Below are 24,002 nucleotides of genomic sequence, written 5' to 3'. Positions count from 1 at the left end.
AATTTCTTAGTTTTTTGATTGATTAAATTTATTAACTGCCTCCACTTTGTTGTTGACGTGGAGTTTTCTGTAAATATTTCCTACGTGCTTCTTGACGGTGTCAATACTGATGAATTTTTTATCTGCAATCTCTTTGTAAAGAAGTCCCTGTGAAAGGAGTTCAAGAATTTCTTTTTCGCGTTCCGTAAGTTCATCAAAGCCTTTTATTTCCGGAAGCTTTTTTTCAAAATGATTCAATACTCTTCTTGCAATAGAAAAGCTCATAGGAGCACCTCCCTGATATACGTCCCGTATCGAAGTAAGAATCTTATCCATACTTTCACCTTTTACAAGATATCCCATGGCGCCAGCCTTTAAAGAATTAAAGATCTTTTCATCATCATCAAAGCTGGTACACATAATAAATTGGGTACCAGGAATTTCTTTTCGCAGTTTTTCTATGATTTCGATTCCGAGCATATCCTGTAACTGGATATCCATCATCACAACATCAGGAGAGATGTCTGGCAGGTTCGTTATGGCATCATTGCCATCAAAGAACTGGGCAACCACTTTCATATCCTTCTGATAATTGATGACCTTCTTCAACGCATTGTTGTAGTTTTTTTCGTCTTCTACTATGGCTATGGAAATGCTCATGACTTTGTTTGTTTGAAGCAAATTTCAACAGAAAACAATTTGAAATCAATTACACCTTTGTGTAATATTATTATTTGAGTTTGAAGTTATGGCTTAGTGTTTTAGTTGTATTAAATTTAATCAATTTTTCACTTCAAAAACAATATTATTATAAATATTTCATAATAAATCAAAATAAAAAATTACAAATCCGTTTTTAAAATCAATTATTACTCACAATCTGATCAAGGATAGGATGATCAATACTGATTATTGTATGGTGAAACTTAATCTGTTCAAAGATCTGAATCCTGTTTTTGCCTTTTTTCAGCCATACTCCGGGAATGTAAAGTGTTTGCTGAGGACCTGCAGTACTCCAGTATCTTCCTGCATTTTTCCCATTAATAAAAACAATACCTTTTCCAAAATTTCTCATATCAAGAAAAGTATCACCGATTTCTTCAAGCACAAATTCTGCCTCCTGAATAATAGGTGAATGGTCTGCAATTTCTTTATTTTTAAAATGATGTTTTGGAAAAGTATCAAAAGGAAGAGGAAGCATTTCCCAGTTCCCGGAAACTTCAGCGCCATTAATTTTTATGGGGCTGATAATTCCTTTTAAATTATGAGCAATCTCTGCTCCGTAATTGATTCTTCCCATATTTTCAACAAGAATTTCCAGCCGGTCTCCGGATTTTATTTCAATAGCAAGATCATACTTTTTATATACTCTGTTCAATTCGCCTTTCCATTGGCCATTGATGTAAATATTCGCATAATCACGGAGTCCTTTCATTTCCAAAATCCCTTTGTGGTCTTTGTCAAACTTTCTTCTGTAAAGAACATATCCGTTTCCGATGTTCAAATCTTCAAACGTCAGTGGCTGGTCATTAATAACAGGTTTCTGATGATCGGTAAGATCAAACAGAGAATTTACTTTTGAAAATTTTATCCGGGGAATGGTGATGACTTTTACTGGTTTTGGAACATCCGGAAGTTTACTTTTATTGAGGGATTGAAAAATTTCTCTCAACGCATTATATTTAGGGGTTGCCCATCCTGCTTCACTGATGGGAGCATCATAATCATAGCTCGTAAGATCCGGCTGGATATCATGATCCTTATCGTAATTGGCACCACTGGTAAATCCAAAGTTGGTTCCGCCATGAATCATATAATAATTAAAAGAAATATCATTTTCTATATAAAGCTTTGTTTGCTTCACCACTTCTTCCGTGGAAACTTTAACGAATGGCTCTGCCCAGTGATCAAGCCATCCGGGATAATATTCTGCAACCATATAAGGACCTTTTCCACCATTATACTCATTGATGCTTTTCTTTAAAACAGCAATATCACCTTCTCCGTTTGCCGTAGGTAAAGCACCTTCTATAGATCCTCCTTTAAAAAGTGAACTGCCGTCTGAAGTAAATAAAGGTACAGAGATCCCGCTTTTCAACAGCATATCTTTAATCTTATGACTGTATTTTCTGTGTTCTTCCAACGGAATATCCTTTCTTTGGGCAACGTAAGATCCAAATTCATTCTCTGCCTGTACCATAATAACCTGGCCGCCATTATTAATCTGCAGAGGTACGATCTGCTTTGCCAGCTGACTGATATATTTACGGCATTCCTCTAAGAAGGCTTTGTTGTCTCTTCTTATTTCAAGGTCTTTATTTTTCTGCAGCCACCATGGATATCCTCCGAATTCCCACTCTGCACAAACATAAGGCCCCGGACGAATGATAACGTATAAGCCAACTTCCTGTGCCGTTTTGATGAACTTCTGCAAATCTTTTTCACCTGAAAAATTCCATTTTCCCGGGGCTTCTTCATGATAATTCCAAAAAACGTAAGTCGTAACGGTATTCAGTCCCATTGCTTTCATCATCTCCAGACGATGCTTCCAATACTCCGACGGAACTCTGGGATAGTGCATTTCTCCTGAATACACGGTAAATGATTTTCCGTTTAGCAAGAAATGTCCATCTTTAATTTCAAAATTTCCTTTCTGCGAAAACACAGTATTCAAGGAGAAAAATAAAAGAATTATGCATAAATAACGGTTAAAATTTCTCATATTGTAAGGCATGATTTTTGTAAAATTTAAAATATAAAAATCAATTGAATATCAAATAATATAATCATGAAAAAAAGTCTTTTAGCACTAGGTGCTGTATTGGCACTGGCAGTAGTCAGCTGTAAAAAAAGTGAAAGCGGAAACAAAAGCGTTATCAAAACAGACAGTTCAGAAACTGTAGTTACAGACAACAACGGAAAGATAGATTCGGTAACACAAAGTTCCTCTACTGTAGACATCAACGGTCAAAAAACTGAGAAAACAGATTTTGTGTATAAAGCTACTGACGGAACACTGGTGAAAGTAGTATTTAAAAACGATCCTAAAGAAAGTACGGTAGCTATTACCAGCAACAAGAAAACGTTTACCTTGCCTAAGTCGGAAACGAAAGGAGATGAAACGATTTACAAAAAAGATGATATGACTGCAAGGGTAAAAGGAGACAGCCTTCACCTTGAACAGGGTAACAATATTATTGAGCTGAAAAGAACAAAGATTTAAATAAAAAATGTCCTTCAATATTGAGGGACATTTTATTTGATAAGTATTAAATAAAAAACCATCCGGATTCCGGATGGTTTTTTTATATATCTGAATGAATATTATTCTTCAGTTTTTTCCTCAGTAGTATCAGCTTTAGCTTCTTCTACTTTCTCTTCAACTGCAGGAGCATCAGCAACTACTGCTTCAGCTTTTTTAGCAGTTGTTGATCTTCTGCTTCTTCTTGTAGCTTTTTTCTCTTCAGCATTAGGGTTGTAAAGCTCGTTGAAATCTACTAATTCGATAAGAGCAGTATCAGCAGCATCACCTGGTCTGAACCCTGTCTTGATGATTCTTGTATAACCACCGTTTCTTTCAGCGATTTTAGGAGCTACAGTTCTGAATAATTCAGCAACCGCAAATTTATTTTGAAGGTAAGAGAATACTACTCTTCTGTTGTGTGTAGTATCTTCTTTTGCTTTTGTTAATAGAGGCTCAACATATACTCTTAAAGCTTTAGCTTTAGCTACAGTAGTGTTGATTCTTTTATGCTCAATTAGAGAACAAGCCATATTAGAAAGTAAAGCACTTCTGTGAGAAGCTGTTCTTCCTAAGTGATTGAATTTTTTACCGTGTCTCATTATTAATTATTTATCAGCGTCTAACTTATATTTTGCAACGTCGAAACCGAAGTTAAGACCTTTTGAATGCACTAATTCTTCTAGTTCTGTCAAAGATTTTTTACCAAAATTTCTGAATTTCATCAAATCAGACTTACTGTAAGAAACCAGTTCTCCAAGAGTTTCTACTTCAGCCGCTTTCAGACAGTTAAGGGCTCTTACAGAAAGATCCATATCTGCTAATTTAGACTTAAGAAGTTGTCTTGTGTGAAGAGTTTCTTCATCGTACTGGATAGATGCTTTTACAGCTTCAGTTTCAAGCGTGATTCTCTCATCAGAGAATAACATGAAGTGATAAATTAATATCTTAGAAGCTTCAGTTAAAGCATTCTGAGGGCTGATAGACCCATCAGTTTCTATATCTAATACAAGTTTTTCGTAGTCTGTTTTTTGCTCTACACGATAATTTTCAATGCTGTATTGTACTTTCTTGATCGGCGTGAAAATAGAGTCAATAGCAATAGTTCCTACAGGAGCATTGTTTGATTTATTTTGTTCAGAAGGAACATACCCTCTACCTTTTTCAATATTGAAAGTAATTTCGAAAGTTACATCACTGTTTAGGTTGCAGATCACTAGATCCGGGTTCAGAACCTCAAATCCATTGATAGACTTTCCTAAATCACCAGCAGTAATAACCGTTTGACCTGAAACTTTAGCAACAACCTGCTCGTTAGCCTGGCCTTCTGCTGCAGCTTTTAATCTTACCTGCTTAAGGTTAAGAATAATTTCGGTAACGTCTTCGATTACTCCTGGAATAGTTGAAAATTCGTGCTCTACACCTTCTATTTTGATAGATGAAATAGCGTATCCTTCCAGAGAAGAAAGCAACACTCTTCTCAAAGCATTACCGATTGTAAGCCCGAAACCTGGTTCTAAAGGTCTGAATTCAAATTGACCTTTAAATTCATCAGAGTTAAGTAAAATTACTTTATCGGGTTTTATGAATTGTAAAATTGCCATATTATTGGGTTGAGCAAAAATTTGATTAAAAAATTATTTAGAGTAAAGTTCGACGATAAGGTTCTCCTTAATATCCTCCGGAATCTGGATTCTTTCAGGAGCAGAAACGAAAGTTCCTTCTTTCTTCTCATCGTTGAATTGTAACCACTCATAGTTTGACTTAGAAGCCAATGCATTGGTAACAACTTCAAGAGACTTAGACTTTTCTCTTACAGCGATTACATCACCAGCTTTTACCAAGTAAGAAGGGATATTAAGAATTTCCCCGTTCACAGTGATGTGTCTGTGAGAAACCAATTGTCTAGCTCCAGATCTTGTTTTAGCAAAACCTAATCTGTATACTACGTTATCCAATCTTGATTCACAAAGTTGTAATAGAACTTCCCCTGTTACACCTTTACTTCTGTGTGCTTTGTCAAATAGGTTAGCAAACTGTCTTTCTAAAATACCGTAAGTATATTTAGCTTTTTGTTTTTCAGCTAACTGAATTGCATATTCTGATTTTTTAGCACCTCTTCTTTTGTTAGGACCGTGTTGTCCTGGCGGTTGGTTCTTTCTTTTTTCGAAGTTTTTATCATCTCCGTAGATTGCAGCACCAAACTTTCTAGCAATCTTAGTTTTAGGTCCAATATATCTTGCCATAATGGGTAAATTCTAAAAATTAAACTCTTCTTCTTTTTGGTGGTCTACATCCATTGTGTGGCATAGGAGTCACATCAATGATTTCGCTAACTTCAATTCCTGAATTGTGGATAGATCTGATAGCAGATTCTCTACCTGCACCTGGACCTTTCACAAACACCTTTACTCTTCTTAAACCAGCTTCGTGAGCTACAGCAGAGCAATTTTCAGCTGCCATCTGAGCAGCAAATGGAGTATTCTTTTTAGAACCTCTGAAACCCATTTTACCGGCAGAAGCCCAAGAGATAACCTCTCCGTTTTTATTTGTTAAAGAAATGATGATGTTATTGAAAGAAGCCTGAATATGAGCTTCACCAATAGCTTCAACTTTTACTTTTCTTTTCTTAACTACTTTAGTTTGTTTTGCCATAATTCCTAACGATTATTTACTAGCTTTTTTCTTGTTAGCAACAGTTTTTCTCTTCCCTTTACGTGTTCTAGAGTTGTTTTTCGTTCTCTGGCCTCTTAAAGGTAATCCAAGTCTGTGACGTATTCCTCGTTGGCATCCTATGTCCATCAATCTCTTGATGTTCAATTGCACTTCAGATCTCAATTCTCCTTCTACTTTTACGTTTTCAGAGATATATGTTCTGATTGCAGCCAATTCATCGTCATTCCATTCGTTGACTTTCTTGTCTTCGCTGATACCGGCAGCTTTAAGGATTTCAGAAGAAGTACTTCTTCCTACTCCATAGATGTAAGTTAAACCGATAACACCTCTTTTGTTTTTTGGTAAATCAATACCTGCAATTCTCGCCATAATTTAATGTTAACCTTGTCTTTGTTTAAATTTTGGGTTCTTCTTGTTGATTACGAATAGTACACCTTTTCTGCGTACGATTTTGCAATCAGCGCTTCTTTTTTTAATTGATGCTCTTACTTTCATTTTGATAGTATTTATTTTTTACAAATGCCAAATGGAATGTGTATTCCATTTGGCTAATTGTTTTAATATCTAAATGTGATCCTCCCTTTTGTTAAATCATAGGGAGACATTTCTAGTTTTACCTTATCTCCAGGTAAAAGTTTAATATAATGCATTCTCATTTTGCCGGAGATATGAGCAATAAGGACATGCCCATTTTCCAGCTCTACACGGAACATGGCGTTCGAAAGTGCTTCCACGATCACGCCATCTTGTTCAATATGTTTTTGTTTTGCCATAAATTAATATCCAGTCGTTCTTGATAATTTAGACTGCATTAAGCCATCATAATGATGGTTCAGCAGATAAGTATTAATCTGTTGAACTGTATCTAAAATTACACCCACCATAATTAATAATGATGTTCCCCCGAAAAATAGGGCAAACGCATCTGTCTGAACAAAGCTTCCATGCACAATTGCTGGAAGGACTGCAAAGATAGATAAAAAAATTGCACCTGGCAAGGTAATTTTTGATAAAATATCATCTAAATAATCAGCGGTCTCTTTACCGGGTCTTACTTTCGGTACTAAACCTCCATTTCTCTTCAAGTCATCAGCCATCTGGTTTACCGGAATTGTAATCGCAGTATAGAAAAATGAGAAGATAATAATTAATAGCGCAAACAATACGTTGTACTGCCAGCTAAAAACATTCTTGAAACCTGCAAGAAAAGTGTTAGACTCATCGAATTTTGTTAATAATCCTGGTACGAACATCAATGCCTGGGCAAAGATAATCGGCATTACACCAGCAGCATTTACTTTCAATGGAATCCATTGTCTTGCTCCCTGCATAAGATTTCTGTTTACACCTCCTCTTGCTTGAGCTCTGCTTACATACTGAATTGGAATTTTTCTAACAGCTACTGATAAGATTACTGCTAAAAGAACTACCAACATCCAGAATAATACTTCAATAAGGATCATGATAGATCCCATTCCTCCTTTTCCGTTCTGCACGGCCATCTCCTGTACGAATGCCTCAGGTAATCTTGAAAGGATCCCCACCATAATAAGGATAGAGATACCATTTCCGATTCCTTTATCGGTAATCTTTTCACCCAGCCACATTGCGAATACTGAACCGGCAACCAAAATAACAATACTTGGCAACCAGAACATGATTGAATTTGGCTCTACATAGTATGCAGACTGGAACTGAGCATATGGTAAGAATAATTGAGTAATAGAAGTTAAGTAAGAAGGTGCCTGTACCAGACAAACTCCAATTGTTAACCATCTTGTAATTTGGTTCAATGTATTTCTACCTGACTCTCCATCTTTCTGAAGCTTCTGAAGATAAGGAATAGCCATCCCCATCAACTGAACAATAATAGAAGCAGAAATATAAGGCATGATTCCCAACGCCATTACGGAAGCGTGGCTGAAAGCTCCCCCCGTAAACGACGAAAGCAAGCCAAGGAGACCTGCTCCTTGCTTGTTACCGCCTTGATTTTTATAATGCTCTAAGAGATCTCCCACCTCTGCAAGGTTAATTGCAGGAAGCGAGATATAAGATGCGAATCTATACACAAGGATAATCCCTAAAGTGAAGAGAATTTTATCTCTAAGTTCTTTAAGACTCCAAATATTTTTAAGTGTTTGTATAAATTCTTTCATTAGTAAGTATTATAAGGTAATTGCTTTTCCACCTGCTTTAGCAATAAGCTCTTCAGCAGATTTAGTGAATTTGTCAGCAGAGATTGAAACCGCAGATTTCAATTCTCCTCTACCCATAATTTTCACTAATTCGTTTTTAGAAATTATCCCGTTTGCTACTAAAACTTCTTTCGTGATATCTCCGGTGATGGATTTGTTCTCGATTAAAGTCTGGATAGTATCAAGGTTAACTCCTCTAAACTCTTTTCTGTTTACGTTTTTGAATCCGAATTTAGGTAATCTTCTTTGTAAAGGCATCTGTCCACCTTCGAAACCGATTTTTTGAGAATAACCAGCTCTAGCTTTCTGACCTTTGTGTCCTTTTGTTGAAGTACCTCCTTTTCCACTACCTTGACCTCTACCAATTCTCTTTGAGTTGAAAGTAGATCCTGCAGCAGGTTTTATGTTATTTAAATTCATTTTAATTTCTCTTTTATAAAATTATTTTTGAACTTCAAGTAAGTGGCTTACTGCAGCGATCATTCCTAAGATAGAAGGAGTAGCTTCGTGTTCTACAACTTGGTGAAGTTTTTTTAATCCTAATGCTTCAAGCGTTCTCTTTTGGGTTTTTGTTCTACCAATAGCGCTTCTTACTTGCTTTACTTTAATTGTTGCCATTGTTTTAATTATTAACCGTTAAACACTTTACTTAGAGAAATTCCTCTCATTCTAGCGATCTCTTCAGGTCTTCTGATGTCTAATAACGCTTTGAAAGTAGCTTTCACTACGTTGTGAGGGTTAGAAGATCCTTTAGATTTTGAAAGGATATCGTGAATACCAGCAGATTCCAATACCGCTCTTACCGCACCTCCGGCGATCAATCCTGTACCGTGAGAAGCAGGTCTTAGGAAGATATCTGCACCACCGTATCTAGCAGTAGTTTGGTGAGGGATAGTATGGTTCATTACAGGAACTTTCACAAGGTTTTTCTTAGCGTCTTCAACTGCTTTAGCAATTGCAGAAGCAACCTCTTTAGATTTTCCTAAACCGAAACCGATAACACCTTCTTCGTTACCTACTACAACAATAGCAGAAAATCCGAAAGCTCTACCTCCTTTTGTTACTTTTGTTACTCTGTTAACAGCTACGAGACGATCTTTTAATTCTAATCCTCCCGGTTTTACTCTTTCTATATTATCTAGTCCTAACATATTTTCCGAAATTTAATGATTAGAATTTAAGTCCTCCTTCTCTTGCACCATCAGCAAGAGCTTTTACTCTACCGTGGTATACGAATCCGTTTCTGTCAAATACAATACTTTCGATTCCTGCAGCGATAGCTTTAGCAGCGATAGCTTTACCAACAGCAGCAGAAACTTCAGTCTTAGTCCCTTTAGCGTCTACACCTTTCTCTCTTGAAGAAGCTGAAACTAAAGTTTTACCATTTTTATCGTCGATTAACTGAGCGTAAATTTCCTTATTACTTTTGTATACAGATAATCTTGGCAATTCAGAAGATCCAGAGATTTTCCCTCTTACTCTTCTTTTGATTCTTATTCTTTTTTCTAATTTACTTAATGCCATAATACTTATAATTTATTAAGCAGATTTACCAGCTTTACGTCTAACAATTTCTCCTACGAATCTTACACCTTTTCCTTTGTATGGCTCAGGCTTTCTGAAAGAACGGATCTTTGCAGCTACCATTCCTAGAAGTTGGTTGTCGTGAGACGTTAAAGTAATAATTGGGTTTTTACCTTTTTCAGTCAATGTATCCACTTTTACTTCACTTGGAAGTTCTAATACGATACCGTGAGAGAATCCTAAAGCCAACTCAAGTTTTTGACCTGCGTGTGAAGCTCTATATCCTACCCCTACTAGTTCAAGTTTCTTTTCGAAACCTGCACTTACACCAACAATCATGTTGTTGATTAACGCTCTGTATAAACCGTGAAGCGCTTTGTGTTGTTTAGAATCAGATGGTCTGTTTACGTTAAGTTCACCATCTTTCTGTTCTATAGTAATTCCTGCAGTAAGCTCCTGAGAAAGCTCTCCTTTAGCTCCTTTTACAGTTACTACACCGTTGTTTTCAGTGATTGTAACTCCTGCTGGAATTGTTATAATTGCTTTACCAATTCTTGACATTTTCCTCTGATTAAAAATTAATAAACATAGCAGATTACTTCACCGCCTACTTTCTCTTCTCTAGCTTTCTTGTCAGTCATTACTCCTTTAGAAGTAGAGATGATAGAAATACCCAAACCGTTTAGTACTCTTGGAAGCTCAGCTGAACCTTTGTACTGTCTCAAACCTGGTCTAGAAGCTCTTTGAATAGACTTGATAGCCGGTTTGTTAGTTTGCTTATCATACTTTAAAGCGATTTTGATCACTCCTTGAACAGCGTTATCTTCAAACTTGTAGTTTAAGATATACCCTTGATCAAATAAGATCTTAGTAATCTCCTTTTTGATTTTCGATGCAGGAATTTCCACCACTTTGTGGCCTGCGCTTTGTGCGTTCCTTACTCTTGTTAGGAAATCTGAAATTGGATCTGTTACCATTTTTCTTTTATAAATTATTGGTTAAAGAACAATCAGTTTTGCAAAGACTTGAAGAGTAAAATATCAGACTTCAGAAATCTTCGGTCTGATATTTTTATCTTTAGTATCTGAACAACTTAATTGTCCCGATTTTTAATTAGTAATAATTACCAACTAGCTTTTCTTACACCTGGGATAAGACCGTTGTTTGCCATTTCTCTGAAAGTTACTCTGGAAATACCGAACGTTCTCATATATCCTCTTGGTCTACCTGTTAGTTTACATCTGTTGTGTAATCTTACAGGAGAAGCATTTTTAGGCAATTTTTGAAGTCCTTCGTAATCACCAGCTTCTTTAAGAGCTTGTCTTTTAGCAGCGTATTTAGCAACTAGTGCTTCTCTTTTGCGCTCACGCGCTTTCATTGATTCTTTAGCCATTTCTTAGTTCTTTTTAAATGGTAAACCGAAGTGAGTTAATAATGCTTTAGCTTCTTTATCTGTTTTCGCAGTAGTAACGAAAGTGATGTCCATCCCCTGGATTTTTTTCACTTTGTCAATTACGATTTCAGGGAAGATAATCTGCTCAGTAATACCTAAGTTGTAGTTACCTCTACCATCGAAACCATCAGCTTTGATACCAGAGAAATCTCTGATACGTGGTAAAGCAGAAGCAGTAAGTCTGTCTAAGAATTCATACATCTGGTTTCCTCTTAAAGTAACTTTTGCACCTACAGGCATACCTTTTCTCAATTTGAAAGCAGCTTCGTCTTTCTTAGAGATTGTACCAACAGCCTTTTGACCTGTGATATTTGTAAGCTCTTCTACAGCATAATCAATGATTTTTTTGTCTGCAGTAGCATCACCTAAACCTTGTGATACAACGATTTTCTCTAATTTAGGTACTTGCATTACTGACTTATACCCGAATTCTTCCATCATTGCAGGAACAATTGTCTCTTTATATGCTTTTTTGGGTCTTGCTATATATTCCATGTTAATTCAAATTATAAAGTTTCACCCGTTTTTTTGTTAATTCTTACTTTCTTATCTCCTTCGATTTTGTAACCGACTTTGATAGCTTTTCCGTCTTTACCAACTAAAGCTACGTTTGAGATATGAATAGAAGCTTCCTTCTCAGTAATTCCTCCTTGAGGATTAGAAGCTGAAGGCTTAACGTGTTTTTTAACGATGTTAAGTCCTGCAACGATTACTCTTGGGTCTCTACCTTCTTTCTTGATCACTTCAATAACTTCACCAGTCTTACCTTTGATATCTTTCTTACCAGTAGTAATGATTACGTTATCTCCTCTTTTTATTTTTAACTTTGACATTTCTTTTAAAAATTTTTAAAATTAAAGTACTTCAGGAGCTAATGAAATGATTTTCATATATTCTTTGTCTCTCAACTCACGAGCAACTGGTCCGAAAACACGCGTTCCTCTCATTTCTCCCGCTGCGTTTAGTAATACACAAGCATTGTCGTCGAATTTGATGTATGAACCATCTTTTCTTCTTACTGCTTTCTTAGTTCTTACTACTACAGCTTTAGATACCTGACCTTTTTTAGCGTTTCCAGATGGCGTAGAATCCTTGATCGTAACAACGATTTTATCACCAACTGAAGCATATCTTCTTCTGGTTCCTCCCAGAACTCTGATCACTAGTACTTCTTTAGCACCCGTGTTATCAGCAACTTTTAATCTTGATTCTGTTTGTAACATTATTACTTAGCTTTTTCAATGATTCTTACTAATCTCCATCTCTTGCTCTTGCTCAAAGGTCTAGTTTCCTGGATCAAAACTGTATCACCTTCTGTGCATTCGTTATTCTCGTCGTGTGCAGTATATTTTTTCGTTTTCAAAACGAATTTACCGTACATCGGGTGCTTTACTCTTGTAGTTTCACTAACAACAATAGTTTTTTCCATTTTATTGCTGGAAACCACTCCGATTCTTTCTTTTCTTAAATTTCTATCCATTGTAAAATGAAATTATTGTTTGTTAGTTAACTCAGTGTTTAGTCTTGCGATTGTTTTTCTCAAATCTCTGATTTGAATCGGGTTTTCAATTGGGCTGATTGCATGAGCCAATTTCAATTTAGAATATTGAGCTTTTGCTTCAGTTAATTGAGCTTGAATATCACCCGCGCTTAAATTTTTAATATCAGCATTTTTCATTGTATTCAAAGATTATAGAGGTTTAACAAAATCGTTAGCAACGATGAATTTAGTAACTACTGGTAATTTTTGTGCAGCAAGTCTAAGAGCTTCTTTCGCAATTTCGTAAGGAACTCCTCCAACTTCGAACATAATTTTACCTGGTTTTACTACAGCTACCCAGTATTCAACAGCACCCTTACCTTTACCCATACGTACTTCCGCTGGTTTTTTAGTAATTGGCTTATCCGGGAAGATTTTGATCCATAGTTGACCTTCTCTCTTCATATATCTTGTCGCAGCGATACGAGCTGCTTCAATCTGTCTTGCAGTGATCCAAGCTCCTTCCGTTGCTTTGATCCCAAAAGTTCCGTAAGCAAGTTGACTACCTCTCTGGGCATTCCCCTTCATCTTCATCTTATGAACTCTACGGAATTTGGTTCTTTTTGGTTGTAACATAATTTCTAAATTTTAGATTTTAGATTTTAGATTTTAGATTTTTTTTATTTTAAAAAAGTAACGGTAATTTAAAATTCAAAATTTCTAATCTAAAATTTTAATTATTATTGTTATTGTTGTTGTTTTTTCTAGGTCTTCTGTTGTCTCTGTCTCCTCCTCTGTTTCCTCTGTCTGACTGACCTCCTTTTTTCTGTTGTCCCACTAATGGAGAAAGTTCTCTTTTACCGTAAACTTCACCTTTCATGATCCAAACTTTTACCCCTAGTCTACCGTAAGTAGTGTGAGCTTCTGCCCAGTGGTAATCAATATCAGCTCTGAAAGTTGACAATGGAATTCTTCCTTCTTTGAAAGATTCTGATCTTGCCATTTCAGCTCCGTTTAATCTACCAGAGATTTGAACTTTGATACCTTCAGCACCCATTCTCATAGTACTTGCCATTGCCATTTTAACAGCTCTTCTGTAAGAAATTCTGTTTTCAATTTGCTTAGAAATACTATCAGCAACTAGTACAGCATCTAATTCAGGTCTTTTGATTTCGAAAATGTTGATTTGAATATCCTTACCAGTCAATTTCTTCAACTCTTCTTTCAATTTATCAACTTCCTGACCTCCTTTACCGATGATAAGTCCCGGTCTAGCAGTAGTAATAGTTACTGTAACTAATTTTAAAGTTCTTTCAATATAAATTTTTGAAATACCACCTTTAGATAATCTAGCTTCAAGGTATCTTCTGATTTTGTAGTCTTCAGCGATTCTGTCTCCATAATCGTTTCCACCAAACCAGTTAGAATCCCATCCTCTGATGATACCTAATCTGTTACCAATTGGATTTGTCTTCTGTCCCATACCTTGATTAATTTTCTTTGTTACCTAAGATTAATGTAACGTGGTTAGATCTTTTTCTGATTCTATACCCTCTACCTTGTGGAGCTGGTCTTAGTCTCTTCAATTGTCTTGCACTATCCACAAATATTTCTTTAACGATAAGGTTTGCTTCCTCGATGTCAGCACCTTCGTTTTTCACTTGCCAGTTAGCCATAGCAGAAAGAAGTAATTTCTCTAACTTGTTAGAAGCATCCTTCTTAGAATATTTTAGGATATAAAGTGCTTTGTCTACCTGCTCTCCTCTAATGATATCAGCAACTAATCTCATTTTTCTTGGAGAAGACGGGCAATTATTTAATGAAGCTTTTACAACGTCTTTGTTAGCTTCTTTTCTTGCGATTGAACTATCTTGTTTTCTTGATCCCATGATTATCTGCTTCCTTTGTTTTTGTTACCACCATGACCTCTGAAAGATCTTGTTGGAGAAAATTCGCCTAACTTGTGACCAACCATGTTTTCTGTAACGTAAACAGGGATAAAAGATTTCCCGTTGTGTACAGCAATAGTTTGTCCTACGAAGTCCGGAGAGATCATAGATGCTCTAGACCAAGTTTTGATAACTGTCTTCTTACCAGACTCTATATTTGCCTGAACCTTCTTATCTAAAGTATGATGAATGAACGGTCCTTTTTTAAGTGATCTTGCCATAATTATTTTCTTTTAGATACGATGTAACGGTTAGACACTTTGTTTTTCTTTCTAGTTTTGTAACCTTTAGCTGGTTTACCGTTTCTAGATCTTGGGTGACCTCCTGAAGAACGTCCTTCACCACCACCCATTGGGTGATCTACTGGGTTCATTACAACCGCTCTTGTTCTTGGTCTTCTACCTAACCATCTGCTTCTACCAGCCTTACCTGATACAGTTAATTGGTGATCTGAGTTGGAAACAGAACCAATCATTGCCATACATTCAGTAAGGATCATTCTTGATTCTCCTGAAGGTAACTTGATGATTGCATATTTACCATCTCTTGAAGTTAATTGAGCTGAAGAACCAGCACTTCTTGCTAAAATTGCACCTTGTCCAGGCTTCATTTCAACACAAGAGATTACAGTACCCAATGGAATGTTTTTCAATTTCATTGCGTTACCTACGTTTGGTTCAACGCTTTCTCCTGATACTACTTTCTGATCAACTTTGATACCGTTTGGAGCGATGATATATCTCTTCTCTCCGTCTGCGTACTCTAATAAAGCGATAAATGCAGTTCTGTTTGGATCGTATTCTACAGATTTTACAGTGGCTTCAACGTTTGCTTTGTTTCTTTTGAAGTCAATAATTCTGTATTTCTTTTTGTGTCCACCTCCGGTGTAACGCATGGTCATTTTACCTGTTTGGTTACGTCCACCTGACTTTTTAATACCAACTGTTAGAGATTTCTCTGGTTTGTTGGTAGTAATTTCCTCAAAATTGTTTACAATTCTGAATCTCTGTCCCGGGGTGATAGGTTTTAATTTTCTAACAGACATTACTATTATTTATAATTAATAATTAATTTACAGCAAAAATATCGATAACCTCGCCTTCAGCAAGTTTGATTACCGCTTTTTTCAATTTATTTGTCTTTCCTACTTGAAGACCTTTTTTAGTGTATTTTGAAGAAACCTTCGGAGCATAAATCATTGTGTTAACGTCTGCTACTTTTACACCGTAAGCTGCTTCAACAGCTTTTTTGATCTCGATTTTATTCGCCTTAGGATTCACTAAGAAAGAATAAGAACCTCTTAAATCTGTAAGGTAATTAGCCTTTTCTGAAATAACTGGTTTAATAATAACTGACATGATTTATTTCTTTAAATTTTCCTGGAATTTTTCAACTGCACCTTCGAAGAAAATGATCTCACCAGCGTTTACTAAATCGTAAGAACTGATCTCGTTGAAGTTCATTACTTTAGTTTTAGGTAAGTTTCTTGAAGATAAATACACATTCTTGTTAGCTTCAGGAAGAACGAATAAAGATTTTTTACCGTTAAGTTCCAATGCATTTAATACATTGATGAAATCTTTAGTCTTAGGAGCGTCAAAGCTCACATCTTCTAAAACTTTAATGCTGTTGTCTCTCATTTTTTGAGATAAAACAGATTTCTTAGCCAATCTCTTAAGAGCTTTGTTCAATTTGAATCTGTAGTCTCTTGGTTTTGGTCCGAATACTCTACCTCCACCTCTGAATACTGGAGATTTGATATCACCATATCTAGCAGATCCTGATCCTTTTTGCTTCTTAAGCTTTTTAGTAGAAGCAGTAATTTCGCTTCTTTCTTTTGCTTTATGAGTACCTTGTCTTTGAGCAGCAAGATACTGTTTAACTTCTAAGTAAACCGCGTGCTGATTTGGCTCAATTCCGAATACTGTTTCGTCTAGAGTTACTTTTCTTCCGGTCTCTTTTCCTGATGTATTTAATACTACTAGTTCCATTTTCTGATAATTACATAAGAATTTTTAGCTCCCGGAACAGCACCTTTTACTACTAAAAGATTTTGTTCTTGATCAACTTTTAACACTTGAAGGTTTTGAACAGTTACCTGCTTACCTCCCATTCTTCCAGCCATTCTCATCCCTTTGAATACTCTTGAAGGGTCTGAACCAGCACCGATAGAACCTGGAGCTCTAAGTCTGTTGTGCTGACCATGAGTTGCCTGCATTACACCTCCAAATCCGTGTCTCTTAACAACACCCTGGAAGCCTTTACCTTTTGAAGTTCCTGTTACGTCAACATATTCACCTTCAGCGAATAAATCAACTTTTACTTCTTCTCCTACTTTTACTTCATCAACGAACTCTCTGTAGAATTCTACTAATTTAGCTTTAGGAGCAGAACCAGCCTTTTTAAAATGACCAGCTAACGCTTTACCAACGTTCTTCTCACTCTTGTCATCGAAACCTAACTGAACAGCTTTATAACCGTCTTTTTCTAAGGTTCTGACCTGTAAAACCGAGCATGGACCAGCTTGGATAACTGTACAAGGAATGTTTTTTCCTTCTTCGTTAAACAAAGATGTCATACCGATTTTTTTACCAATAATACCTGACATTGTTTATATTATAATAAAATTTATCCTTTATTTATCCCCATTTTTCGGAAGTCTGAAGTAATTTCTACTTTTGATATAGGCATACTACGCCCCTAAAATGAGTGTGCAAATTTATGAATAATTTTGTAACTGACAAATATTTCGACTAAAATATTTTGATTTTTAATCATTTAGCAGTTTCAGAAAAAAAACTATCCAAAATTTTGAAAATATTCTTTGAAGTTCAAAAGAAAGTCATTAATATATTTTTTTCCGGCATCCGATTTTCTTACCACCAGATAATGTTTTCTTTTCAAACCCTTACTTCCGATTTTTTTAAATTTCAGCTCATCAGACAGCCTGAATGAATGCAATGCCCATTTCGGCATACAGGTAATCCCCATATTGGCCTGCACCATTTCCAAAGTAACTTCTGTTAACGGAACTGCTGAAATCTTCACAGGCATCATTCCGCTAGGATTAAGGAACCGATCGTAAACAGAAACGGTTTCTAAAGGAAAAGAATGAATGATTAAATGAGCATCCCGAAAATCCTCAGCACTAAGATATTCAATATCATTTAAAAGGTTTTCCTGATGAATTACTGCAAAAACTTCATCCTCAAAAATCTCAATGCAGATCAATTCATTATTAACGGAAGGTTTTGAAGTGACCACTGCAATATCAATTTCATTGGATATGATTTTTTCCACAGGCTTATGAGTCGCTTCCAATACCAGATCCACTTCAATCTCCGGATATAATACTTTCATTTTCTGAATAAATAACGGCAGTCCCTGATAGAATGAGTAACATTCTGTACTGATTTTTATAGTACCCGCTGCTCCTGCTCTTATCTGTTGAATCTCATTCAGACCATTCCCTATACTATCTATTACCGTACATGCAGTTTTGTAAAGCACACTTCCCTCCTCAGTAAGCTCCCATTTGTTCCTTGCCCTGTAAAACACTTTAAACCCGAGCTGGATTTCCAGATCTTTAAGCTGATGGCTTAATGCCGACTGTGTCAAAAAAAGTTTTTCAGAAGAACCTGCAATACTCCCTTCCTCCGCAATTGTTTTAATAAGTTTTAAAAACTTGATTTCCATAGCGCAAAGTTAATCATATAACAAAAAACACTATCTGAAAATATTTCATTTAACACTGCAGAACATTCAATTTCAATCTTAGGAAAAGAATAAACCCGATCATAGCTTTGCACTACAAACAATTTAATAGTATGCAAGAACAAATTGAATTCTACAAGAAAAAATTAATGTATGAAATGGATCCTTCAGATTTATATGATGGATTTCAAAACAGTACAGATTATATAGCAGTAGATACCAGAAAACCAAATGGCTACAGCAAAGAACACATCCCATCTGCAATTAACCTTCCCCATCGGGAAATGACAGAAGAAAGCACCCGGCACCTTGATAAGTCAAAAGTATATGTCTGCTACTGCGACGGGATAGGCTGTAATGCTTCCACAAAAGGAGCTTTAAAAATGACCCAATTAGGATTTAAGGTGATGGAATTAATAGGAGGAATTGAATGGTGGAAATTTGACGGCTACGCCACAGAAGGAACAGATCCTACCAATGGTTCCGCTTTTGTATGCGCCTGCTAATTCAGCAACATAAAGATATGAAAATAAGATTTGCCGAAGATAAAGACATAAGTTCCATTATTGAATTGTGTAAAGCCCATGCGCACTATGAAAGAAACTTTTTTAACGAAGAAAACAAAAAGGAACAGCTCGCTAAACACCTCCTTGATCCGGATTCCCATATAAAATGTCTGGTTGCAGAATCTGATACTGAAATAACAGGATATGCAACATTTTTCAAACAGTTCTCCACCTGGGATGCAGGTTACTATATGTATGTTGACTGCTTATTCCTAAAAGAGAATGTAAGAGGAAACGGAACAGGAAAACAAATAATGGAATTAATAAAAAGCCACTCACAAGAAGAAGGCTGCTCCATAATTCAATGGCAAACCCCGGATTTTAATACAAGAGCCATTAAGTTCTACACTGTGCTTGGAGCGGAAAGAAAAAACAAAAAGAGATTTTTCTGGAAAGTATAAGTCAAATGAGTTCTATTTTAAAATAGAGAGCGCCTGAAATCAGACGGTCTCTATTTTTAACTATTTGATTAAGCCGAATACAGCCTATTTTACAATAACCGTAACCCCTCTCTCTTCCAACGCGGACCGGTCTTCTTCACCGATACCATTATCTGTGATCAGATAATCTACTTCGTCCAATGAGGCGATTTTACCAAACCCTTTCTTATTCAGTTTGGACGAATCTGCCAAAACGACTGTCTTATCTGCACACTCAATCATTACCTGATTAAGATGTGCCTCCGCCGCATTGGAGGTACTGATTCCAAATTCAAGATCAATACCGTCTACCCCCAGAAAAAGTTTATTACAGGAAAACTGTTTGAGAATTCCTTCCGAAATGGATCCTACAATTGAAGTTGAACTTTTCCTCACCTCCCCTCCCAGTTGGATCACATTAATATTAGGATTGTTACAAAGCTCAATAGCCACCCTCAATGAGGACGTTAAAACAGTAAGCGAATTGAAATTCACAAGCATTCTGGCAAGATAATGCATGGTTGTTCCGGACGCCAATATAATACAGTCATTTTCCTGAATCAGTGATAATGCCGCTTTGGCAATAATCTGCTTCGCTTCCACATTGATGTTTTCTTTCTCCCCGACGTTTTTCTCGTAAGCATATCTTACCTGCTTACTTGCTCCTCCATGATTCCTGAAAAGAAGTCCCAGGCTTTCGAGATAGTTCAGATCCTTTCGGATCGTAACTGAAGAAACATTGAGCTTTTCACACAGATCCTGGACAAGTACATGCCCTTTCTCATCCAGCTCTTTAAGTATTTCATCCTGCCTTGGTAATAGCTTTTCCATTTTATTCGTTTCATCAAAATTACCGATTTTTTCCGATATTTTAAAATTTCATTTATTTTCTTTTTGCTTTCATTTTTAATTTATATATTTGAAAACGAAACATAAACGAAACATTTATGAAACGAAACGAAGAACTCAGTAAGTTAACCAATGTAAAAGAATGGGACTTTATTGTCATAGGAGGAGGAGCCAGTGGTTTAGGTTCAGCATTAGATGCGGTAAGCAGGGGATTCAAAACTTTATTGCTTGAATCTCATGACTTCGCAAAAGCAACATCCAGCAGAAGTACCAAATTGGTACACGGCGGCGTTAGATATCTCGCTCAGGGAGATGTCGGATTGGTAAAACAAGCATTAAAAGAAAGAGGACTCTTAGCAAAGAACGCAGCACATATTGTAAAAAATCAGTCTTTTATTATTCCTAACTATACCTGGTGGGGAGGAATCTATTATAAGATAGGACTATCTGTTTATGATTTTCTTGCCGGAAAATTGAGCTTAGGTAAAACGAAATACATCAGCAAATCAAAAACCATCGAAAAGCTTCCCACTATTGAACAAAATCACTTAATGAGTGGAGTTGTTTACCAGGACGGACAGTTTGACGATGCCAGACTTGCGATCAACCTTACCCAGACTATTATTGAAAAAGGCGGAAGTGCTGTCAACTATGTTAAAGTAATCAACCTTTTGAAAGATGATTCGGATAAAATAATCGGTGTAGTTGCAGAAGACCAGTTTTCTAAACAACAATATCAGATCCATGGTAAAGTAGTGATCAATGCGACAGGTGTGTTTACCAATGACATTCTGAACATGAACAACCCTAAACATGGTAAACTTGTGGTACCAAGCCAGGGGATTCACCTAGTACTGGATAAATCATTCCTGAAAAGTGATGATGCCATCATGATTCCAAAAACATCGGACGGCAGAGTGTTATTTGTTGTTCCATGGCATGACAGAGCTTTGGTAGGAACTACAGACACCCTTCTGAAGGATGAAAGCTTTGAGCCTCGTGCACTGGAAGAGGAAATCAGTTTTGTATTGAATACAGCGAGACAATATTTAGCTAAAAAACCAACGCGTGAAGATGTAAAATCTGTTTTCGCAGGTCTTCGTCCGCTTGCAGCTCCTAAAGACGGAAGCAAAAGTACAAAAGAAGTATCAAGAAGCCACAAAGTCATTACTTCAGAAACGGGATTAGTTTCCATTATCGGAGGAAAATGGACCACCTACCGTAAAATGGCAGAAGATACCGTAAACGAAGCCATGAAAGTTCACAGATTGGGAAACAGCCCGTCTAAAACAGAACATCTTTCCATTCATGGAAATGTAAAACCGGAACAGGTAGACAGAACCAATCATCTGTATGTGTACGGATCTGATATTCCGGCTATCAAAGCCTTGCAACAAAGCAATCCGCGTTACGCACAGAAGATCCACCCGGATCACCCTTTTACTGTAGCAGAAGTGGTATGGGCGGTAAGAGCTGAAATGGCAGAAACGATTGAAGATATCCTGGCAAGAAGAGTACGTTTATTATTCCTTGATGCCAGAGCTGCTATAGACAGCGCACATAATGTAGCAAGAATCATTGCTGAAGAAAAAGGATATTCTGAAGAATGGGCTCAGCAGCAGGAAAATGAATTCATTGAACTGGCAAGAGGATATTTATTGACTCCTTATTCACCTAAAGTAATCAACCTAAATTAGCATTATATACATGAATGAAAAACTAATTCTCGCTCTAGACCAGGGAACAACTTCCTCCAGAGCGATTCTCTTCAATCACAGTGGAGAAATAGAATATGTATCTCAAAAAGATTTCAGACAAATATTTCCTACTCCGGGTTGGGTAGAACACGATCCAAACGAAATCTGGTCTTCACAGATCTCTGTAGCAGCTGAAGTTATTGCAAAGGCAGGAATCTCAGGACTTGAAGTTGCAGCCATCGGAATAACCAATCAACGTGAAACTACAATTGTTTGGGATAAGGAAACCGGTGAACCCATCTACAATGCCATTGTATGGCAAGACAGGAGAACTTCAAAATACTGCGACGAGCTGAAAGAACAGGGACATGCAGAAACCATCAAAGAAAAAACAGGACTGGTTCTGGATGCTTACTTTTCAGCAACCAAATTAAAGTGGATCCTTGATCATGTAGAAGGAGCAAGACAGAAAGCCGAAGAAGGAAAATTATGTTTTGGAACTGTTGACACATGGCTTGTGTGGAAACTTACCCGCGGAAAAATGTTCATCACAGATGTTTCCAATGCCAGCAGAACAATGCTTCTGAATATTCATACTTTAGAATGGGATAATGATTTATTAGAGCTGTTCAATATTCCTAAAAACATTCTCCCTGAAGTAAAGCAAAGCAGTGAAATATATGGAGAAACAGCAACTACCCTTTTCTCTACCAAAATTCCAATCGCAGGTATTGCCGGCGATCAGCAGGCAGCTTTATTCGGACAGATGTGCACCACTCCGGGAATGGTAAAAAACACCTACGGAACAGGATGTTTCTTATTAATGAACACAGGAACGGAAGCAGTTTCTTCTAAAAACAATCTTCTTACCACTGTAGCCTGGAAAATCAATGGAGAAGTCAACTACGCTTTGGAAGGAAGTGTATTCGTAGGAGGCGCTGCTATTCAATGGCTAAGAGATGGTCTTAAGCTTATTCATTCTTCTGATGAAATCAATAAACTGGCAGCTTCCGTACCAGATAATGGTGGTGTTTACTTCGTACCTGCACTGACAGGTCTTGGCGCACCTTACTGGGATCAGTATGCCCGCGGAACGATTGTAGGAATTACCCGTGGAACGACTGATGCACACATCGCAAGAGCAACATTGGAAGGAATTGCATTTCAGGTTTATGATATTGTGAAAGCCATGGAAGCAGATTCAGGGAGAGCAAGTCTTGAGCTGAGAGTAGACGGCGGTGCTTCTGCAAGTGATCTTCTGATGCAGATACAATCCGACCTATTCGGGTTCAAAACCACAAGACCTAAAACCCTTGAAACAACAGCATTAGGAGCAGCTTACCTTGCCGGACTTGCAGTAGGATACTGGAAAAGTATAGACGAAATCCAGGAACAATGGATTGTGGACAAGGATTTCCACCCTCAGCTGGCCAGAGAACAAGTGGATAAAATGACCCACTTCTGGAAGAAAGCTGTAAAAAGTGCCCAAAGCTGGATAGAAGATTAACTCACTCATAAAAAAACTTATATGACCCCATTTATTGCAGAAGTGATCGGAACGATGCTTCTTATATTGTTAGGCAACGGTGTTGTAGCCAATGTTGTCTTAAAAGATACGAAAGGAAATAATTCCGGATGGATTGTTATTACTACCGCATGGGCACTGGCCGTATTTGTGGGAGTAACCGTTGCAGGGCCAATAAGTGGGGCCCATCTGAATCCGGCTGTAACCATTGGTCTTGCAACCGCAGGAAAATTTTCATGGGACCTGGTTCCCTCTTATATTGCAGCACAAATGATCGGCGGAATGCTGGGTGCATTTCTGGTATGGCTGTTTCATAAAGATCATTTTGCCATTACAGAAGATGAAGGAGCAAAACTGGCATGTTTCAGTACAGGCCCGGCTATCAGAAAAACATCTTCCAATCTTATCAGTGAGACCATCGGAACGTTTGTACTGGTATTCTGTGTCTTCTACTTTGCAGATCCAAGTATTTCTTTACAGGCAGACCCAACCGCTAAAGTAGGATTGGGTTCTATTGGAGCCATTCCTGTTACGTTTGTAGTGTGGGCAATTGGTTTATCTCTGGGAGGAACTACAGGCTATGCCATTAACCCGGCAAGAGATCTTGCCCCAAGAATTATGCATGCCATTTTGCCTGTAAAAGGAAGCAGTGACTGGAGCTATGCATGGATCCCTGTAGTAGGACCGGTAGCTGGAGCGATTATCGCTGCAGTGTTATATGGATTTTTAAAATAA

At 37.1% G+C, this 24,002-nt stretch carries 38 protein-coding genes; 6 read left to right on the top strand and 32 right to left on the bottom strand.

The window, feature by feature from the left end; all coding sequences use genetic code 11:
• Positions 1 to 6: 6 nt before the first annotated feature.
• Positions 7 to 639, bottom strand: a complete 633-nt coding sequence (locus FFS26_RS10860) for a response regulator (RefSeq protein WP_137905029.1) — start codon at positions 637 to 639, stop codon at positions 7 to 9.
• A 202-nt stretch (positions 640 to 841) separates the two neighbouring features.
• Complete coding sequence (locus FFS26_RS10855) at positions 842 to 2,701, bottom strand: glycoside hydrolase family 35 protein (protein ID WP_137905028.1); 1,860 nt, start codon at positions 2,699 to 2,701, stop codon at positions 842 to 844.
• A 66-nt stretch (positions 2,702 to 2,767) separates the two neighbouring features.
• On the opposite strand from FFS26_RS10855, the gene FFS26_RS10850 reads away from it, so the two are divergent.
• A complete protein-coding gene (locus tag FFS26_RS10850) occupies positions 2,768 to 3,202 on the top strand; it encodes a hypothetical protein (RefSeq protein ID WP_137905027.1) in 435 nt (144 codons plus the stop codon).
• A gap of 101 nt (positions 3,203 to 3,303) precedes the next feature.
• Here FFS26_RS10850 and rplQ read toward each other — a convergent pair whose 3' ends face one another.
• The 29 genes from rplQ to FFS26_RS10705 all read right to left on the bottom strand — a co-directional run bounded on the left by rplQ (position 3,304) and on the right by FFS26_RS10705 (position 18,193).
• Entirely contained in the window at positions 3,304 to 3,822 is a 519-nt protein-coding gene (rplQ, locus tag FFS26_RS10845) for a 50S ribosomal protein L17 (protein ID WP_110008555.1), read from the bottom strand.
• Positions 3,823 to 3,828: 6 nt separating this feature from the next.
• Positions 3,829 to 4,824 (bottom strand): DNA-directed RNA polymerase subunit alpha, encoded by a 996-nt coding sequence (locus FFS26_RS10840; RefSeq protein WP_047376582.1) that lies wholly within the window; start codon positions 4,822 to 4,824, stop codon positions 3,829 to 3,831.
• A 33-nt stretch (positions 4,825 to 4,857) separates the two neighbouring features.
• Entirely contained in the window at positions 4,858 to 5,466 is a 609-nt protein-coding gene (gene rpsD / locus FFS26_RS10835) for a 30S ribosomal protein S4 (protein ID WP_110008554.1), read from the bottom strand.
• Positions 5,467 to 5,485: 19 nt separating this feature from the next.
• Positions 5,486 to 5,875 carry a 30S ribosomal protein S11 gene (gene rpsK, locus FFS26_RS10830; RefSeq protein WP_002983263.1) on the bottom strand — a complete coding sequence of 130 codons (390 nt, stop codon included), beginning with the start codon at positions 5,873 to 5,875 and terminating at the stop codon, positions 5,486 to 5,488.
• Between the two features lie 12 nt (positions 5,876 to 5,887).
• The gene (gene rpsM, locus FFS26_RS10825; RefSeq protein ID WP_002983260.1) at positions 5,888 to 6,265 is read right to left on the bottom strand and encodes a 30S ribosomal protein S13; all 378 of its coding nucleotides are present in this window, start codon (positions 6,263 to 6,265) and stop codon (positions 5,888 to 5,890) included.
• Between the two features lie 9 nt (positions 6,266 to 6,274).
• Complete coding sequence (gene rpmJ / locus FFS26_RS10820) at positions 6,275 to 6,391, bottom strand: 50S ribosomal protein L36 (protein WP_007839480.1); 117 nt, start codon at positions 6,389 to 6,391, stop codon at positions 6,275 to 6,277.
• A gap of 62 nt (positions 6,392 to 6,453) precedes the next feature.
• Positions 6,454 to 6,669, bottom strand: coding sequence for a translation initiation factor IF-1 (infA, locus tag FFS26_RS10815; RefSeq protein ID WP_089793277.1), 216 nt, complete (start codon positions 6,667 to 6,669; stop codon positions 6,454 to 6,456).
• A gap of 3 nt (positions 6,670 to 6,672) precedes the next feature.
• Complete coding sequence (gene secY, locus FFS26_RS10810; RefSeq protein WP_002983253.1) at positions 6,673 to 8,052, bottom strand: preprotein translocase subunit SecY; 1,380 nt, start codon at positions 8,050 to 8,052, stop codon at positions 6,673 to 6,675.
• A 9-nt stretch (positions 8,053 to 8,061) separates the two neighbouring features.
• Positions 8,062 to 8,511: a 50S ribosomal protein L15 gene (gene rplO, locus FFS26_RS10805; RefSeq protein WP_110008553.1), complete on the bottom strand. Its 450-nt coding sequence runs from the start codon at positions 8,509 to 8,511 to the stop codon at positions 8,062 to 8,064.
• Between the two features lie 21 nt (positions 8,512 to 8,532).
• Positions 8,533 to 8,709, bottom strand: a complete 177-nt coding sequence (gene rpmD / locus FFS26_RS10800) for a 50S ribosomal protein L30 (RefSeq protein WP_029297759.1) — start codon at positions 8,707 to 8,709, stop codon at positions 8,533 to 8,535.
• A gap of 11 nt (positions 8,710 to 8,720) precedes the next feature.
• The gene (gene rpsE / locus FFS26_RS10795; protein ID WP_002983245.1) at positions 8,721 to 9,242 is read right to left on the bottom strand and encodes a 30S ribosomal protein S5; all 522 of its coding nucleotides are present in this window, start codon (positions 9,240 to 9,242) and stop codon (positions 8,721 to 8,723) included.
• Between the two features lie 19 nt (positions 9,243 to 9,261).
• Positions 9,262 to 9,615: a 50S ribosomal protein L18 gene (gene rplR / locus FFS26_RS10790; protein ID WP_002983242.1), complete on the bottom strand. Its 354-nt coding sequence runs from the start codon at positions 9,613 to 9,615 to the stop codon at positions 9,262 to 9,264.
• A 15-nt stretch (positions 9,616 to 9,630) separates the two neighbouring features.
• Positions 9,631 to 10,176, bottom strand: coding sequence for a 50S ribosomal protein L6 (gene rplF, locus FFS26_RS10785; RefSeq protein ID WP_110008552.1), 546 nt, complete (start codon positions 10,174 to 10,176; stop codon positions 9,631 to 9,633).
• Positions 10,177 to 10,193: 17 nt separating this feature from the next.
• Complete coding sequence (rpsH, locus tag FFS26_RS10780) at positions 10,194 to 10,592, bottom strand: 30S ribosomal protein S8 (protein WP_002983236.1); 399 nt, start codon at positions 10,590 to 10,592, stop codon at positions 10,194 to 10,196.
• Positions 10,593 to 10,738: 146 nt separating this feature from the next.
• Positions 10,739 to 11,008 (bottom strand): 30S ribosomal protein S14, encoded by a 270-nt coding sequence (rpsN, locus tag FFS26_RS10775; protein WP_002983233.1) that lies wholly within the window; start codon positions 11,006 to 11,008, stop codon positions 10,739 to 10,741.
• Positions 11,009 to 11,011: 3 nt separating this feature from the next.
• The gene (gene rplE, locus FFS26_RS10770; protein WP_034694682.1) at positions 11,012 to 11,563 is read right to left on the bottom strand and encodes a 50S ribosomal protein L5; all 552 of its coding nucleotides are present in this window, start codon (positions 11,561 to 11,563) and stop codon (positions 11,012 to 11,014) included.
• Between the two features lie 11 nt (positions 11,564 to 11,574).
• A complete protein-coding gene (rplX, locus tag FFS26_RS10765) occupies positions 11,575 to 11,901 on the bottom strand; it encodes a 50S ribosomal protein L24 (RefSeq protein WP_029297774.1) in 327 nt (108 codons plus the stop codon).
• Between the two features lie 21 nt (positions 11,902 to 11,922).
• Positions 11,923 to 12,291 (bottom strand): 50S ribosomal protein L14, encoded by a 369-nt coding sequence (rplN, locus tag FFS26_RS10760; RefSeq protein ID WP_002983226.1) that lies wholly within the window; start codon positions 12,289 to 12,291, stop codon positions 11,923 to 11,925.
• Positions 12,292 to 12,293: 2 nt separating this feature from the next.
• Positions 12,294 to 12,548, bottom strand: coding sequence for a 30S ribosomal protein S17 (gene rpsQ, locus FFS26_RS10755; protein WP_027371715.1), 255 nt, complete (start codon positions 12,546 to 12,548; stop codon positions 12,294 to 12,296).
• A gap of 12 nt (positions 12,549 to 12,560) precedes the next feature.
• Positions 12,561 to 12,746 carry a 50S ribosomal protein L29 gene (rpmC, locus tag FFS26_RS10750; protein ID WP_034694678.1) on the bottom strand — a complete coding sequence of 62 codons (186 nt, stop codon included), beginning with the start codon at positions 12,744 to 12,746 and terminating at the stop codon, positions 12,561 to 12,563.
• Positions 12,747 to 12,758: 12 nt separating this feature from the next.
• A complete protein-coding gene (gene rplP / locus FFS26_RS10745; protein WP_034694677.1) occupies positions 12,759 to 13,184 on the bottom strand; it encodes a 50S ribosomal protein L16 in 426 nt (141 codons plus the stop codon).
• Between the two features lie 97 nt (positions 13,185 to 13,281).
• Positions 13,282 to 14,031 carry a 30S ribosomal protein S3 gene (gene rpsC / locus FFS26_RS10740; RefSeq protein WP_034694675.1) on the bottom strand — a complete coding sequence of 250 codons (750 nt, stop codon included), beginning with the start codon at positions 14,029 to 14,031 and terminating at the stop codon, positions 13,282 to 13,284.
• Between the two features lie 7 nt (positions 14,032 to 14,038).
• A complete protein-coding gene (gene rplV / locus FFS26_RS10735) occupies positions 14,039 to 14,437 on the bottom strand; it encodes a 50S ribosomal protein L22 (RefSeq protein WP_002983214.1) in 399 nt (132 codons plus the stop codon).
• A gap of 2 nt (positions 14,438 to 14,439) precedes the next feature.
• Positions 14,440 to 14,718, bottom strand: coding sequence for a 30S ribosomal protein S19 (gene rpsS, locus FFS26_RS10730; protein WP_002983209.1), 279 nt, complete (start codon positions 14,716 to 14,718; stop codon positions 14,440 to 14,442).
• A gap of 2 nt (positions 14,719 to 14,720) precedes the next feature.
• Positions 14,721 to 15,542 (bottom strand): 50S ribosomal protein L2, encoded by an 822-nt coding sequence (rplB, locus tag FFS26_RS10725; RefSeq protein WP_027381305.1) that lies wholly within the window; start codon positions 15,540 to 15,542, stop codon positions 14,721 to 14,723.
• A gap of 22 nt (positions 15,543 to 15,564) precedes the next feature.
• On the bottom strand, positions 15,565 to 15,855 hold the full coding sequence (gene rplW, locus FFS26_RS10720; protein WP_002983204.1) for a 50S ribosomal protein L23: 291 nt from the start codon (positions 15,853 to 15,855) through the stop codon (positions 15,565 to 15,567).
• Positions 15,856 to 15,858: 3 nt separating this feature from the next.
• On the bottom strand, positions 15,859 to 16,488 hold the full coding sequence (rplD, locus tag FFS26_RS10715) for a 50S ribosomal protein L4 (RefSeq protein ID WP_034694672.1): 630 nt from the start codon (positions 16,486 to 16,488) through the stop codon (positions 15,859 to 15,861).
• Positions 16,479 to 17,105, bottom strand: coding sequence for a 50S ribosomal protein L3 (gene rplC / locus FFS26_RS10710; RefSeq protein WP_002983195.1), 627 nt, complete (start codon positions 17,103 to 17,105; stop codon positions 16,479 to 16,481). Before rplC ends, rplD begins: the two co-directional genes overlap by 10 nt.
• Positions 17,106 to 17,296: 191 nt before the next feature.
• Positions 17,297 to 18,193 (bottom strand): LysR family transcriptional regulator, encoded by an 897-nt coding sequence (locus tag FFS26_RS10705; RefSeq protein WP_137905026.1) that lies wholly within the window; start codon positions 18,191 to 18,193, stop codon positions 17,297 to 17,299.
• A 131-nt stretch (positions 18,194 to 18,324) separates the two neighbouring features.
• Between FFS26_RS10705 and FFS26_RS10700 the strand changes: the two genes are divergently transcribed.
• Both FFS26_RS10700 and FFS26_RS10695 read left to right on the top strand, forming a co-directional pair.
• Positions 18,325 to 18,717, top strand: coding sequence for a rhodanese-like domain-containing protein (locus FFS26_RS10700; protein WP_137905025.1), 393 nt, complete (start codon positions 18,325 to 18,327; stop codon positions 18,715 to 18,717).
• A gap of 17 nt (positions 18,718 to 18,734) precedes the next feature.
• The gene (locus FFS26_RS10695) at positions 18,735 to 19,178 is read left to right on the top strand and encodes a GNAT family N-acetyltransferase (RefSeq protein WP_137905024.1); all 444 of its coding nucleotides are present in this window, start codon (positions 18,735 to 18,737) and stop codon (positions 19,176 to 19,178) included.
• Positions 19,179 to 19,262: 84 nt separating this feature from the next.
• Here FFS26_RS10695 and FFS26_RS10690 read toward each other — a convergent pair whose 3' ends face one another.
• On the bottom strand, positions 19,263 to 20,027 hold the full coding sequence (locus FFS26_RS10690) for a DeoR/GlpR family DNA-binding transcription regulator (protein WP_110008548.1): 765 nt from the start codon (positions 20,025 to 20,027) through the stop codon (positions 19,263 to 19,265).
• Positions 20,028 to 20,143: 116 nt separating this feature from the next.
• Here FFS26_RS10690 and FFS26_RS10685 point away from each other — a divergent pair, with 116 nt between their 5' ends.
• The 3 genes from FFS26_RS10685 to FFS26_RS10675 are packed head-to-tail and all read left to right on the top strand — an operon-like array spanning position 20,144 to position 24,002.
• A complete protein-coding gene (locus FFS26_RS10685) occupies positions 20,144 to 21,742 on the top strand; it encodes a glycerol-3-phosphate dehydrogenase/oxidase (RefSeq protein WP_137905023.1) in 1,599 nt (532 codons plus the stop codon).
• A gap of 10 nt (positions 21,743 to 21,752) precedes the next feature.
• Positions 21,753 to 23,249, top strand: a complete 1,497-nt coding sequence (glpK, locus tag FFS26_RS10680) for a glycerol kinase GlpK (RefSeq protein WP_137905022.1) — start codon at positions 21,753 to 21,755, stop codon at positions 23,247 to 23,249.
• Between the two features lie 21 nt (positions 23,250 to 23,270).
• Positions 23,271 to 24,002 carry an MIP/aquaporin family protein gene (locus FFS26_RS10675; RefSeq protein WP_137905021.1) on the top strand — a complete coding sequence of 244 codons (732 nt, stop codon included), beginning with the start codon at positions 23,271 to 23,273 and terminating at the stop codon, positions 24,000 to 24,002.

This window comes from Chryseobacterium sp. 2VB (genome assembly GCF_005503635.1).
Classification (GTDB): Bacteria; Bacteroidota; Bacteroidia; order Flavobacteriales; family Weeksellaceae; genus Chryseobacterium; species Chryseobacterium cupriresistens.
Note: the sequence above shows the minus strand (reverse complement) of the source record. Positions and strands in the feature narration are given on the sequence as shown.